The organism is Methylocystis sp. (assembly GCF_021731785.1).
In the GTDB taxonomy this organism is placed as follows: Bacteria; Pseudomonadota; Alphaproteobacteria; order Rhizobiales; family Beijerinckiaceae; genus Methylocystis.
This window is the reverse complement of record NZ_JAKFWS010000128.1, coordinates 1-12,655: the sequence shown is the minus strand read 5'-3', so window position 1 is coordinate 12,655 and position 12,655 is coordinate 1. Positions and strand designations below refer to the sequence as shown.

At 57.4% G+C, this 12,655-nt stretch carries 11 protein-coding genes and 2 pseudogenes; 4 read left to right on the top strand and 9 right to left on the bottom strand.

Going from position 1 to position 12,655, the window contains the following annotated elements; translation table 11 throughout:
• Positions 1–207: 207 nt before the first annotated feature.
• A pseudogene (locus tag QZ964_RS17850) lies at positions 208–888 on the top strand (helix-turn-helix domain-containing protein); the annotation flags it as partial.
• A gap of 295 nt (positions 889–1,183) precedes the next feature.
• Here the strand turns inward: QZ964_RS17850 and QZ964_RS17845 are convergent.
• Positions 1,184–1,591: a transglutaminase-like cysteine peptidase gene (locus QZ964_RS17845; RefSeq protein ID WP_292533208.1), complete on the bottom strand. Its 408-nt coding sequence runs from the start codon at positions 1,589–1,591 to the stop codon at positions 1,184–1,186.
• 12 nt (positions 1,592–1,603) lie between these two features.
• Between QZ964_RS17845 and QZ964_RS17840 the strand changes: the two are divergent.
• Positions 1,604–1,978: pseudogene (locus QZ964_RS17840) on the top strand (transposase); the annotation flags it as partial.
• A gap of 38 nt (positions 1,979–2,016) precedes the next feature.
• Here QZ964_RS17840 and QZ964_RS17835 read toward each other — a convergent pair.
• Positions 2,017–2,736 (bottom strand): response regulator transcription factor, encoded by a 720-nt coding sequence (locus QZ964_RS17835; protein WP_292533204.1) that lies wholly within the window; start codon positions 2,734–2,736, stop codon positions 2,017–2,019.
• A gap of 566 nt (positions 2,737–3,302) precedes the next feature.
• Here QZ964_RS17835 and QZ964_RS17830 point away from each other — a divergent pair.
• The gene (locus QZ964_RS17830; RefSeq protein WP_292533203.1) at positions 3,303–3,932 is read left to right on the top strand and encodes a hypothetical protein; all 630 of its coding nucleotides are present in this window, start codon (positions 3,303–3,305) and stop codon (positions 3,930–3,932) included.
• A 311-nt stretch (positions 3,933–4,243) separates the two neighbouring features.
• Here the strand turns inward: QZ964_RS17830 and QZ964_RS17825 are convergent, their stop codons facing one another.
• The 7 genes from QZ964_RS17825 to QZ964_RS17795 are packed head-to-tail and all read right to left on the bottom strand — an operon-like array spanning position 4,244 to position 11,762.
• Entirely contained in the window at positions 4,244–4,756 is a 513-nt protein-coding gene (locus QZ964_RS17825) for an NADH-quinone oxidoreductase subunit NuoB (protein WP_292533201.1), read from the bottom strand.
• A gap of 13 nt (positions 4,757–4,769) precedes the next feature.
• Positions 4,770–6,287, bottom strand: a complete 1,518-nt coding sequence (locus QZ964_RS17820; RefSeq protein WP_292533200.1) for a hydrogenase expression protein HypE — start codon at positions 6,285–6,287, stop codon at positions 4,770–4,772.
• Between the two features lie 24 nt (positions 6,288–6,311).
• The gene (locus QZ964_RS17815) at positions 6,312–7,760 is read right to left on the bottom strand and encodes a hydrogenase 4 subunit F (protein ID WP_292533198.1); all 1,449 of its coding nucleotides are present in this window, start codon (positions 7,758–7,760) and stop codon (positions 6,312–6,314) included.
• Positions 7,757–8,419 carry a hydrogenase-4 component E gene (locus QZ964_RS17810; RefSeq protein ID WP_292533196.1) on the bottom strand — a complete coding sequence of 221 codons (663 nt, stop codon included), beginning with the start codon at positions 8,417–8,419 and terminating at the stop codon, positions 7,757–7,759. The genes QZ964_RS17815 and QZ964_RS17810 overlap by 4 nt, the downstream gene beginning before the upstream one ends.
• Before the next feature lies 1 nt (position 8,420).
• Positions 8,421–9,374, bottom strand: coding sequence for an NADH-quinone oxidoreductase subunit H (locus QZ964_RS17805; protein ID WP_292533194.1), 954 nt, complete (start codon positions 9,372–9,374; stop codon positions 8,421–8,423).
• Entirely contained in the window at positions 9,365–11,374 is a 2,010-nt protein-coding gene (gene hyfB, locus QZ964_RS17800) for a hydrogenase 4 subunit B (RefSeq protein WP_292533192.1), read from the bottom strand. The genes QZ964_RS17805 and hyfB overlap by 10 nt, the downstream gene beginning before the upstream one ends.
• A gap of 19 nt (positions 11,375–11,393) precedes the next feature.
• Positions 11,394–11,762 carry a helix-turn-helix domain-containing protein gene (locus QZ964_RS17795; protein ID WP_292533206.1) on the bottom strand — a complete coding sequence of 123 codons (369 nt, stop codon included), beginning with the start codon at positions 11,760–11,762 and terminating at the stop codon, positions 11,394–11,396.
• Positions 11,763–12,099: 337 nt separating this feature from the next.
• Here QZ964_RS17795 and QZ964_RS17790 point away from each other — a divergent pair, with 337 nt between their 5' ends.
• On the top strand, positions 12,100–12,285 hold the full coding sequence (locus QZ964_RS17790; protein ID WP_292533190.1) for a hypothetical protein: 186 nt from the start codon (positions 12,100–12,102) through the stop codon (positions 12,283–12,285).
• The last annotated feature ends 370 nt before the right edge of the window (positions 12,286–12,655 follow it).

Here is a 12,655-nt window from a genome sequence, read left to right as displayed (position 1 = left end):
GCATGTCTCGCTCGCGAAGGACGCGCCCTGCACGCGCCCGATTGAGCGGTTCGGAGACGTTGTTGCGCATCCGATCCTTGGCGGGCTACATCATCGGTACGCTCGAATCTAGATTTCGGAAGCGACAACCAGAAAATCATCCGCGCCAAGGCAGGCCTGCTCGAGCTGGCCAAGCAGCTCGGCAACGTCAGCCAAGCTTGCAAAATCATGGGTTACAGCCGCGACAGCTTTTATCGCTTCAAGGACCTTTATGACAAAGGCGGCGAACTGGCGCTGCAGGAACTGTCTCGCCGCAAGCCGTTGCTGAAGAACCGGGTAGCGCCCGAGACCGAGGCGGCGGTCGTCGCCATGGCGATCGACCAGCCGGCCTGGGGGCAGACGCGTGTCGCCAACGAACTGGCTAAGAAGGGCGTCAGCGTATCGCCTTTCGGCGTGCGCTCGATCTGGCTGCGCCACGACCTCGCGACCATGAAACACCGGCTGAAGGCGCTCGAAGCCAAGATGGCGCAGGAGCAGTTGATCCTCACCGAGGCGCGGGTCGCCGCCCTGGAAAAAGCCAAGTCCGACAAGGAAGCGCATGGCGAATTCGTTTCCGAATGCCCCGGTTATTGCGGCGCGCAGGACACCTTCTATGTGGGAACCTTGAAAGGCGTCGGCCGCGTCTACCAGCAGACCTTCGTCGACACCTACGCCAAGGTCGGCTTCGCCAAGCTCTATGACCGCAAGACGCCGATCACCGCCGCCGATCTCTTGAACGACCGCGTCATCCCCTTCTACGAGGAGCACGGCATTCCACTGCAACGCGTGCTCACCGATCGCGGAACCGAATATTGCGGCAACCCCGAGCGGCACGAATACGAGCTGTATCTCGCGGTCGAGGACATCGACTGATGAGGAAATCAAACAAACCTCAGCCTTCAATGGATCTTTCAAAATTTGCACTGAATGCAGCTTCGCTTGTCAGTTAGGTTGGTGACCTGCGCGATATTCGCGGCGTTCGTTTTGGAAGTCGCTATGCCGGTGAGCTCAGCGCACAACGCGAAGAATTCTCCTTTTCGAGGTCATTCAAGCGCGCGCAGATACAGTCCTGCAAGTAGTAGCGCTCAAAGCTCACCATACCGAAGCCTTTTTGCCCACACGCCTTTGGCCGACTCGCGGACGAACCAAAGGCTATTGAGATCGGTCATGCAATTTGGCGCGTCGTGATCAGGACTTCATCCGAGGCGTTTCGAAGCTTTAACCACACGTTCGGGTCTCTTTCTGATTGTCGCTTGATGAAACGATAGCTGGTTCTGGCCCAAGGCAGCATTTCGTCAGTCAGGTTATCGAGAACGAAGTCGCCGTGGTCGGTTCTAACCATCAACACCGCGTGAGCATCCCCCAACGGATTGCGCACGATGGTCAGCAACAGCGCTTGGAGAGGAAATCCCTCTTCAAGGAGCATTTTCCGCTTCAACAGCGCGTAGTCCTCGCAGTCCCCATTTCCGTTGTCGGGATAACTCCAACGTTCTTCCCGACTCCATTGTTTAAGATCCGACGTTGGAATGATCCAAGTGTTCACCCAGCGGTTTATTCGATTGATGACGCTCATGCTTTTTGATGTCAGGCGCGCGCGTTGCTGACACCGAATCAGGCAGCGAAGGTCGACGCGCTGAAAAGGGCGTCGCCAGATTTCATCGTGATGCGTCGGCTGGCGATGCGGTTCCGAGGCATTCTTCGAAGCAAAGACGCCAAGAGGCTCGAAGGTTGGCTTCATGACGCACATCACTCCGGCATTTACGCGATACAACGGTTCGCCCGCACCATGCGACGCGATATCGATGCCGTCAGAAATGCATTGACCGAACGTTGGAGCAACGGACAAACCGAAGGACAAATCAATCGATTGAAAACTCTCAAACGCGCGATGCACGCTCGCGCGAGCACTGAACTCCTGCGCGCACGGATGTTGCCGCTACACGGCCGCCGCTTTTTTTAAAATGTCGCGCCGCAGCCACGATATGATGCCATTTGAAGTCATGCGTAGGTCACCCGCGCGGAAAAAATATAGTTTTCCGACCGCACCGTCTGAATGAGCAGAGGCTTCTTCGGATCAGCCTCAATTTTCTGTCGAAGCCGGCTGATCAACACATCTATGCTCCGCCCGAATGGGCCGGATGTCGGATCATGCGTCATGTTGATCAGTTGATCACGAGTCAGGACCCTATTCGGATTCTCACAAAGCGCCTGCAAAAGGTCGAATTCCGCGGCGGTCATTGCGACTTTTATCCTGCAAGGCGCGATGACCTCTCGCGCGAGAATGTCGACGCGCCAACCGCCGAAAAGATACGCCTGTCGCGCCGTCCGATCGCCGATGGAATTTGGGACTTCGATGCGCCTCAACGCTGCGCGGATGCGCGCAAGCAGTTCGCGAGAATTGAAGGGCTTTACGATGTAATCATCAGCTCCCATTTCAAGGCCAAGAATCTTGTCCCCGTCCTCGGACTGCGCGGTCAGAATGATAATCGGTATTCGCTTCTCGGACCGCACCCTTCGGAAAATCGACAGTCCGCCTTCGCCGGGTAGATTTAGATCGAGAAGGAGGAGATCATAGGCGGCAGTGCTGAAAGCGGCGTCCATTTCCTGGGCGTTTGACGCCACCGTTGTATGGACATCGTGTGCCGCTAGATAGAGCGAGATGAACTCGGCGATTTCGGCATCGTCTTCGACAAGGAGAATTGAAACGGGAGTAGCCAAGGGATGTGCGGTCGCTTTCCTGTTCGTTGTAGAAGGCTAATAATGCAATATTTTCTATAATGGTTCCAGCCGAAAATCCGTGCTTCGCACCGTCTCCAAGCAGTCATTTGGCGCAACGTTCACTGACGTCTCATTCGAGAAATGAACCGGAAACAATTTCCGAGCGGCGACAAATTGGAAAAATATCCGAGTCGAAACCTTGCATTATCTCGCAGCTACGTTGAAGGAGACGACGGATGACGTCGACGAAGTGGCAAGTAGGGACCTTTCCCTTCGAATTTCGCGCAACTCCGCATAATGACGGACGAAGATAAAGGATGAAGAGCGAGGCTCAAGCTCTTCCTCTGCGATGCCTATTGACGCCCGATGTCGGGGGCGGATCAATCCTTCATCCTAACGCCGATCCTGCAACGCGACTCGTCGTGGATGGCGCCACTCTTGCGGCAGAGTGGCGGCTAGGTTCAATGTCGCCGGAACGGTCGTCCGACCGATGAAAGCGGCGTAGCACAATGGAGAAGATCCAACCGGCATGACGAACGCGTTTTATACTCGCTGGCTTCCGAAAAATGGAATCGCCGGTCTTGCGGAAAACTGGCGGGCGGACATCCTCTCCGTCTTCCTTGTATTTCTCATTGCGCTACCCCCTGTGCCTGGGCATTTCCATGGCTTCTGGCTTTCCGCCCCAAGCGGGCATTTTCACCGCCATTGTCGGCGGCCTAGTCGTGTCTCGTATCAACGGGTCCTATGTCACCATTGCCGGTTCGGCGGCAGGGCTGATCGTCGTGATTCTCGATTCGGTTCAGACGCTCGGAGAGGGCGACGCCAAGGCCGGCCGTTACTATCGCGAGCTGAGAAGACAATCGCACCTTTCTGCGACAGGCCTATCGATCCCAGTGCGTTATATGGTTGTGCGCTTTTACCTCCAATCAGCGACGCCGCGATCGAAAAACGTCGTTCCGTCTGAAATCTGTCCGGATACTCTGATACCAAAAGTCAAAGTCATGCACTATGAATGCGAGCCCATGCGAATGGTCTTGCTCGAAAGCCGATGGTGGCTGTTTGCACATGATAGGACTGACAAAATTGATGAACGCTTGAACGAAGAAAAGCTGTCCGCCAATGCGCTCGATAGCGAAAAGCGCCTCGCAAATGTCGCATCAGGCCGTCCCGTGCGAGTTGTATCGGCTCGCTACTAAATGCGTCGCCTCGACGGCAGCCGGAATTATGATTGTGCGCGCTTTCGGGCTTGGCTGAAAGCATGGAAAATTATTAGCGGAGCCAAAGGCGCGAACGAGGCTTCTTGAGCGCGAACACATGGCCAGCAGAGCCGCTTCAAACCGCTCGACTCCGATTCAAACGTGAGATTGTCGCAACCCGTATCAATTTTGCCGTTAGCGAGACCTGCGGTAGCGCGGATTTGATGACAGAAAATCAGTTTCCCCTATGGATGCCGTCCGACTGTGCTTGAACACTGAAATGGAATGCAGTTTCGATAGCGAGGGACCTATTATCGAGCCTCAACAAGCGCGATAAGGCCTCTAAGGAGCGCGACAGGGTCCGGCGGGCAGCCGCGAATATGGAGATCAACGGGTATCACTTCCGAGACTGCCCCGACGCACGCATAGCTACCCGCGAACACGCCGCCATCGAAGGCGCAATCGCCGATCGCGACAACCCATTTCGGATGTGGCGTTGCGGCATAAGTTCGCTCCAATGCCTCGCGCATGTTCTTGGTCACCGGTCCGGTCACCATGAGAACGTCGGCGTGTCGCGGTGAGGCGACGAAGCGTAAGCCGAATCTTTCGAGATCATAAAACGCGTTGCCGAGCGCATGAATTTCGAGTTCGCAACCATTGCATGAGCCCGCGTCGACCTCCCGAATTGATAGGCTGTGACCGAGTTTACGGCGGCTCGCTCGATTAAGGGTGCCGGCAAGCTCGGCGATCATTGGGTCGTCTGACAAGGGCGCGGCCTCCGTCAACGGCGGGCGATGCAACCCCTGGAACAGAAACTTGCGCATAGATGCCGAGCCTTTAGAGGTCGTGCCCCGAATAGGAACAGTTGAATGATTTGTTGCAGAGCGGAAAATCAGCGACGATATTGCCCTCGATCGCCGCTTCGAGCAGCGGCCATTGGAACCACGACGGATCGCGGAGATGACAGCGGTGCACGATGCCTGCGGCGCCGATTCTCACCCAGACGAAAATGTCGCCGCGAAAACTCTCGACAAGGGCGGCGCCTTCGAACGTTTCGCTCGACGCCGGCAAACTCTCGATCCGCAAGGACCCTTCCGGCATCTTGTCGAGAATCTGCTCGATCAGTGCGAGCGACGCTTTGATTTCGTCGAAACGCACCCAGATTCGTGCGTCGACATCGCCCGCGTGAGCCGATCCAACCTTGAAGGACAGGTCGGGGTAAGGGGCATAGCCCGGTAAGCGTCGCGCATCGAAACTACGGCCAGAGGCGCGCCCGATGACGCCGCCACAGCCATATTGGTTCGCCAACTCAGAACCCAGATGACCCGCTCCGACCGTGCGATCCTGGATGGACGTCGTATCGCCGTAGAGGTCAATGAAGGGCGGAATGAGTCTATTCGCTTCGCTCAGCAAAGCTCGCAACGCGCTTTCGCCTTCCGCGGTCAAATCGTCAGCGACACCGCCAATGACGACACGGTCCATCATTAGCCTATGGCCAAAACACACATGCGAGGCTCTGAGGACGCGTTCACGGAGAATTGCGCAATGCGTGTGCATCAGAGAAAAAGAGGCGTCGTTGCAGATCGCGCCTATATCGCCGATATGATTGGCGATGCGCTCCAGTTCGGCCATGAGCGCCCGCAGGTATATGGCGCGTTCCGGAACCTCGATTTCGAGCGCGTTTTCGACGGCGTTGGCGAAAGCAAGGGCGTAGGCGACCGTGCTGTCGCCGGAGACGCGGCTAGCGAGACGCGTGGCGCGGTCGAGCGGCGCGTCGACCATCAATTGTTGTATGCCTTTATGGACATAGCCGAGCCGTTCCTCAAGGCGGACAACGACCTCTCCATTCGCTGAAAACCGGAAATGGCCGGGCTCGATAACGCCGGCATGGACGGGCCCGACGGGGATTTGGTGGAGCGGCGCGCCTTCCGCGGCAAGGAAGGCGTATGAATCTCCCGCCGCATCGGACGGCTCCGGCTTTAAGCCAGGATGTCGTACGCCCCAGCGGCCATGATCGAGCCAATTCCGCGTATCGCACAAGCCGTGCGCCTGGAATCCATAAATGTCGCGGATCGCGCGCTCGAGTCGAATGGCGGGCGGATGCATGTGGCCAACGGAGGGAAAACGCCCGTCGGGACATTCAATGGTGACGATCCCGATGTCCGAGGATTCATGATCCAGCACGGCCATGTGAACGTCCGCGCCGTCGCTCCAGAGGCTCAATACGTCGCCCTGGCCCTTGCTGATTTCGCGGATCGCCCGCCGCCAGCTGGTCTGATCGACGACATGGCGTGGCCAATGGCGGGATTGTTCGATTCCGCGCCCGCCTCTCATCGTCGCTCGAAGCGATATCATGGTCCTATCCCTGTTCCTTCGGGCTTATCCAAGCAGCCCCGCGACGTTCTGAAACCACGCTACGATGTGCGACTCCAACCACAGTCCCATCATCAAAACCAGTGCGAGATGAAAGAAGAGCGGAACAACCGAGGCTTCGACTTCGCCGATCGAGTCCGAGGGTTCTCCGAAAGCCAATCCAATAACGCGAAGCAGCAGCGCGCCGAACGCCACCAGCAAGCCAAAGGCGAGCGGGATGGCGAGCAGCGGCTGGCGCGCGAACGTCGAGCTGACCACCAGGAACTCGCTCATGAAGACGCCAAACGGCGGCAGACCGGCAATGGCCATGACTCCGGCGACGAGGCCCCAACCGAGCACCGGATGGCTCTCGGTCAACCCGCGAATATCGGCGATCTTCTGCGTGCCCTTGACCTGGGCGATATGGCCAACGGCAAAAAAAATCGCCGACTTCGTCAGACTATGCATCGTCATGTGAAGAAGCCCGGCGAAATTGGCGAGCGGCCCGCCCATACCGAAAGCGAAAGTAATGATGCCCATATGCTCGATTGACGAATAGGCGAATAGTCGTTTGATATCATCACGGCGATAGAGCATGAAACCCGCAAAAATGAGCGAGGCGAGGCCGAGCGTAATCATGAGTGGGCCCGGCGCGATCGCCGCAGCGTTGGCCGCGAGCAACATTTTGAAGCGCAGAACCGCATAGAGAGCGACATTGAGAAGCAGACCCGACAGAACCGCCGAGATCGGCGTCGGTCCTTCAGCATGCGCGTCGGGAAGCCACGCATGCATAGGCACAAGGCCGACTTTCGTTCCATAGCCCAGCATCAGAAAAACGAAGGCCACATTAAGTAGTCTTGGACTGAATTCCGCTCCGTGCAGCATCAGTGCAGTCCAGACCATGGCGTTATAACCCTCTCCAAGGACCGGCTCGGCCGACATATAGACGAGAATCGTTCCGAACAGAGCAAGCGCGATGCCGACGCTGCCGAGGATAAAATATTTCCAGGCCGCCTCCAGCGCCTCTGGCGTGCGATAGATTCCAACCATCAAAACGGTTGTCAGCGTGGCGACTTCGATCGCCACCCACATCAGACCGATATTGTTCGCGAGCAGGGCCAAATTCATGGCGAACATCATCGATTGGTACATGGCGTGATAGAATCGAACATACGCCGGCTTGAGTTTTCCCGTCTCTATTTCATGGCCGATGTAGCTCGCGCTGAAGACGCTCGTCGTGAAGCCGATGAAAGTCGAGAGCACGATGAAGACGATGTTCAAGTCATCGACGAAGAGATAACTACCAGGCTCCGGTCGATCGAACAGGAGTCCGAGCGCCAAAACTAGCGTCATACCCGACGAAATAACATTGATGTACGACGTCAAACGGTAGCCGGACAAAAACGCGAGAATGAGCGCCGACAGCGCGGGGATGACCAGCAACGCTTCGACTGGCGCCAACGCCGGGACGTTCATCGACGACCTCCACGAACACGGTCGAGTTCCTGCACGTCGACGGTGTCGAAACGCTCGCGAATACGAAAAAGAAAAATTCCGATCACGATGAAAGCGATCAAAACGGAAAAGGCCACGCTGATCTCGACGACGAGGGGCATGCCTTTGGCGCCGGTTGCCGCAAGAATGAGCCCGTTTTCGAGCGACATGAAACCAATGACTTGGCTGATCGCATTGCGGCGCGTCACCATCATCAGCAAGCCAAGAAGCACAACGGACAGCGCGAAGGCGAGATCTTCGCGCGCCAGCGGGTCGGCGGCGGCCGTCGCTGGCAACATGACGACGAGGGATAAGGCAACGAGACAGATGCCCAAAAGCATGGTGACGCCGATCCCGCCAATGATTTCGATATCACGATGGATACGTAAGCGCTCCATGATGCGCTGAAGGCTGACAGGAATCATCACGGCCTTGAAAATTATTGCGATCGCGGCAGTCACAAAAAGGTGAGGCGAGTGCTGAATATAGGCCTGCCAGCCAACCGAAAACGACAAGATGACGGCATGTGCGGTGAAAATGTTAATCAACCCCGACATGCGATCTTGATAGAGCAGCATGAAGCTAACCAGAACGAGGCTGCCCGCGAACAGATGCGCGACGTCGAACGACAGGTTTCCCATCTCAAAGGCTCCGCGACACGAACAGCAGCAGCGTGCCGAGAAGTCCGAGCATCAGGGCCGCGCCAAGGAAATCGGGAACGCGAAAAACCCGCATTTTTGCGGTCGAGATTTCGAACAGCGCGAGCAGAAAGCCGCCGACGGCTAGTTTGATCACATAGGCCGCCGCGCCGAATGTCATGGCGCCGAAATCTGCGCCATGCGGGGCGAGTCCCCATGGCACGAAGATGCAAGCGACCAACGAAAAGTACAAGAGAAGTTTCATCGCTGCGGCGAGTTCGATTACCGCGAGATGGCGACCGGAATATTCGAGCACCATCGCTTCATGAACCATGGTAAGTTCCAGATGCGTCGCCGGATTGTCGACAGGGATTCGACCATTCTCCGCGATCGCGACGATGACTAGGCCGATCAACGCTAAGCCCAGCGATACGCGCAATTCGACATGGGCGAGCATATGGGCGGCGATTTCGGTCAGTTGCGTTGATCCATCAATGAGCGCGACGACGAAGACAATCATGATCATCGCGGGCTCGGCAATCGATGCGAACATCGTCTCGCGGCTCGAACCAATGCCGCCGAAACTCGTTCCAACATCCATTCCGGCTAAAGCAAGAAAGAATCTGGCGCTTCCCAAGAGCGCCGTGACAGCGATGAGATCGGCCGACCAGTTGAACATCAGTCCGGTGCCGAATGTGGGAACCAGCGAAGCCGCGACCCAGGTGGCGCCGAAGATGATGTATGGAGCGGAACGAAACAGCCAGGAAGCATTGTCCGCGAGCACGACTTCCTTGCGCATCAGCCGAAGCAGGTCGCGGTAAGGCTGAAAGATCGACGGGCCGCGCCTTCGCAGCAGCTGCGCCTTTACCTTGCGTATAAAGCCAATCAGGAGCGGTGCCAGCGCCAGCACCAGAATCATTTGCGCGCCTTGAACGACGAACTCAAAAATCATGGCCATATCGCCACCACCAGCAGCAGGCTGACGAGCGCAATGAAGACGAGGGTGAGGTATCCTTGGATCGTCAGAAAATGGGTCTTGTTGAGCTGATCGGCGCCAAATTCAACGCTCATCTGGATCGGCGAATAAACATAGTCCCAGACACGATCGCGGATTTCGACGCCGAAACGCGCGGGACGTGTGTCGCCGGGCGGCGGCATGTCCAGATGGTCACGCGCGACAAAAGCGACATGCCCCAGCGCGCGGCGGATCGGCTCTGCAAAGCTGCTCCCCGTATATTGGGTAACGGGACTGGGGTCGGGATAACCGCAATCCCATGCAGGGCCTCGGCGTAGTGCATGGGTCCCAAGGAGTCGAACGATCCACGCGGAAAGAAAGGCAGAAAATAGGATGAAGATAAAAACTAGAAGGCCGTTGTATGAACTACGGCTCTCGGCGATTGGGACGATCGACATCCAGGGAATGTCGCCCTGGGTGGGAACATGTCCGCCGACGAACGCTCTTGCCGCCGGCGAAATTGTGTCGATGAGGTAGCTCGGTAGCAGACCCGCCAGGAGACATAGGGCCAGGAGACCCGACATTGCTGCAAGCGACCATAGATCCGTCTCGCGCGCGTTCTTGGCTGTGATCGAGCGAGGGCGTCCCAGAAATGCAACGCCAAATGCGCGGACAAAACAACCCGCGCACAGCGCAGCGCTTAACGCCAGCGCAACGCCTGCAGCTGGAACGAGAAGCTTGAGGCTCCATTGCGGCAGCGATGGACTGAGCAGCACAGCTTGGAAAATGAGCCATTCGGAAACAAAACCATTGAGCGGCGGCAATGCCGAAATCGCCACGCAAGCCCCCAGAAATAGGAAAGCTGTACGCGGCATGGAATGAATGAGTCCGCCAAGACGTTCGATGTCGCGTTCGCCGGTGGCGTTGAGCACTGCACCTGCGCCAAAGAACAGAAGACTCTTGAATAGTGAATGATTGAAGACATGCAGCAGAGCGGCGGTAAACGCCAACGCCGCCGGCAAGGCCATGCCGTTCGCCTTAAACGCCAGCGCCAAGCCGAGCGCGACGAAGATGATGCCGACGTTCTCGATCGTGCTGTAGGCGAGCAGTTTCTTCAGGTCGCTCTGGATCGTGGCGGACAGAATGCCGAGCACGGTTGTGATGGCTCCGATCGTCAACAGCGGCATGCTCCACCAAAACGCAGGCGGGCCGAGGAGATCGAAAGCGACGCGGACGAATCCATAGACGGCGACTTTGGTCATGACGCCGCTCATCAAGGCGGAAACATGACTTGGCGCGGCCGGGTGAGCAAGCGGCAGCCAGATATGCAGGGGAACCAGACCCGCCTTCGAGCCAGCGCCCAGTAGCGTCAGCGCCAGAGCGAGGCCGGGTTTCCAATATTCGCCCAGTGTCGCCTCGCGAATTGCCGAAAAGGAATAGCCTCCGACCGAACCAGCAAGCAGGCCGAACGCCATCAACAGCGCGAGCGTGCCGAAGCTCGCCATGATCAAGTAAATGAACCCTGCTCGTCGGTTCTCGGCGTCATGATGGTGCGCAAGGACAAGCGCGCATGACGAGAGCGACATGAACTCCCAGGCCACGAGAAAGCTGAAGGCGTCATCCGCCAGCAAGACGAGGTTCATGCCGGCCAGGAAGGCTGGAAAAAACGGCAGGATACGGGACGGATGCTTTTCGTGAGCGCCGTAGCCTATGGCATATAAGCTCGCTATTGCGCCGCCCAGGTTAACGACCGCGAGAAAGAACGCGCTCAATACGTCCAATCGAAAATGCGCGCCGATCCATGGCAGCCCGAGCGGCAACGTCGCGGTCAGCGCGACGGCGGTCCGAGGAACGACCGCAGCGCCGAAAAGAATCAGGCAAAGAACGCCGCAAAGACAATAAATGAACCGACTCGCATCGCCGCCTCGTGCGAGCGCAGCAGCAAGCCCACCGACGCCGAGTAGCGCGCCGATGCTCCAAAGGGCCGCCGTTAGGGGCGTCATGGCTACCTTCCTTCGCGACTTAACGAAACGGCCTGGGTCGTTTTCCGGCCTCGGTGGAAGCGCGCGACGCGGCCGCAGATTTCTTTGCTCGGACGCCAGGTCCCCCCGGGGCGAGGACCCATGAGTCAGATGACAGGTTCGCGGGATTCTTAAACCGAACGCCTCGTCCTCCAGTCGAGCCAACGACCCCTTCTCCGAGGAACTCGACACCGATGCTGTCGAAAGCAGCAATTAGTTTGGTCAAGGAGTCGACGTTTCCGCGAACGACATCCTCGCTTGTCTCCATTCGTTGAATGGTTGGAAGCGACAAACCCGATAGTTCCGCCAGTTTGCGCTGATCCAAGCCAGCGAGCGAACGAGCCGCTCGAAGCTGAGCCGCTGTTATCATGTCAAAACCATCAGTTTGTTGGTAGAGGATATAATTTTTGCCTATTACGACATAAACCTTGCAGATGCAATTGCCATTTGGGTGCGTCTGATCGGCAGCTGGCAGTGCGAGGCGGTTCTGACTGGCTGGATCTCGCTTGGTCGCTACGATCAACATTTTTCATAGGCTTATGACTCTACAGCGATTTTCGCGCGGCAATGCGCCGGCCGCAATCGCGCGGGCCTTGAGGGACGAAGAATCAACCTCATAGCCTACGATCCGCGTTTGGACTTTACCGTTGAGCCATGGCTTCCCGGGGGTCAGCGAGCTTCACCCGCGGAAGGCGGACCGCGGGACCGTGCTGGCTCTCCGCAAGCGCGAGATCACGCCCTATGTCGATCGGCGCGCGCGGGTGGAGGTTTTGCGTGACGCGGTCGAAGGCAAGAGCGCGGAGCGGCCCTGGGAAAAACAAATCCAATCACGCCAGGAGGCGATCCGTCGGCGCTATCTGGATTACGCCTCGGAACAGTCGTGGGATTCTTAAACCGAACGCCTCGTCCTCCAGTCGAGCCAACAACCCCTTCTCCGAGGAACTCGACACCGATGCTGTCGAAAGCAGCAATTAGTTTGGTCAAGGAATCGACGAACAGTCTCCCTCCTATTGGACCGGAACGGGACCAAAGACGAACTATCCGCCTGTCGCTTCCGAAAACTCCGTCCAATTGACTGGCAGTCAACAGCGAATCAGAACATGATCGTTGTATGATTGCAATCGCCTTGCTTTTCGTCCGCGCGCTGTGTGACTGCTTCAAGTCGCGGCGGCGGCTGGACGCCGAGATCCTGGTGTTGCGGCATCAGCTGAATGTTCTGCAGCAGCGCGCGCCGCGCCGCTTGCTTTTGCGTTGGGCCGACCG

Coding starts and splice junctions, on each gene's coding strand:
- QZ964_RS17845 (WP_292533208.1), bottom strand. CDS start 1,591: ATGAGCGTCATCAATCGAATAAACCGCTGGGTGAACACTTGGATCATT.
- QZ964_RS17830 (WP_292533203.1), top strand. CDS start 3,303: ATGGAATCGCCGGTCTTGCGGAAAACTGGCGGGCGGACATCCTCTCCG.
- QZ964_RS17825 (WP_292533201.1), bottom strand. CDS start 4,756: ATGCGCAAGTTTCTGTTCCAGGGGTTGCATCGCCCGCCGTTGACGGAG.
- QZ964_RS17820 (WP_292533200.1), bottom strand. CDS start 6,287: ATGATATCGCTTCGAGCGACGATGAGAGGCGGGCGCGGAATCGAACAA.
- QZ964_RS17815 (WP_292533198.1), bottom strand. CDS start 7,760: ATGAACGTCCCGGCGTTGGCGCCAGTCGAAGCGTTGCTGGTCATCCCC.
- QZ964_RS17810 (WP_292533196.1), bottom strand. CDS start 8,419: ATGGGAAACCTGTCGTTCGACGTCGCGCATCTGTTCGCGGGCAGCCTC.
- QZ964_RS17805 (WP_292533194.1), bottom strand. CDS start 9,374: ATGGCCATGATTTTTGAGTTCGTCGTTCAAGGCGCGCAAATGATTCTG.
- hyfB (WP_292533192.1), bottom strand. CDS start 11,374: ATGACGCCCCTAACGGCGGCCCTTTGGAGCATCGGCGCGCTACTCGGC.
- QZ964_RS17795 (WP_292533206.1), bottom strand. CDS start 11,762: ATGATAACAGCGGCTCAGCTTCGAGCGGCTCGTTCGCTCGCTGGCTTG.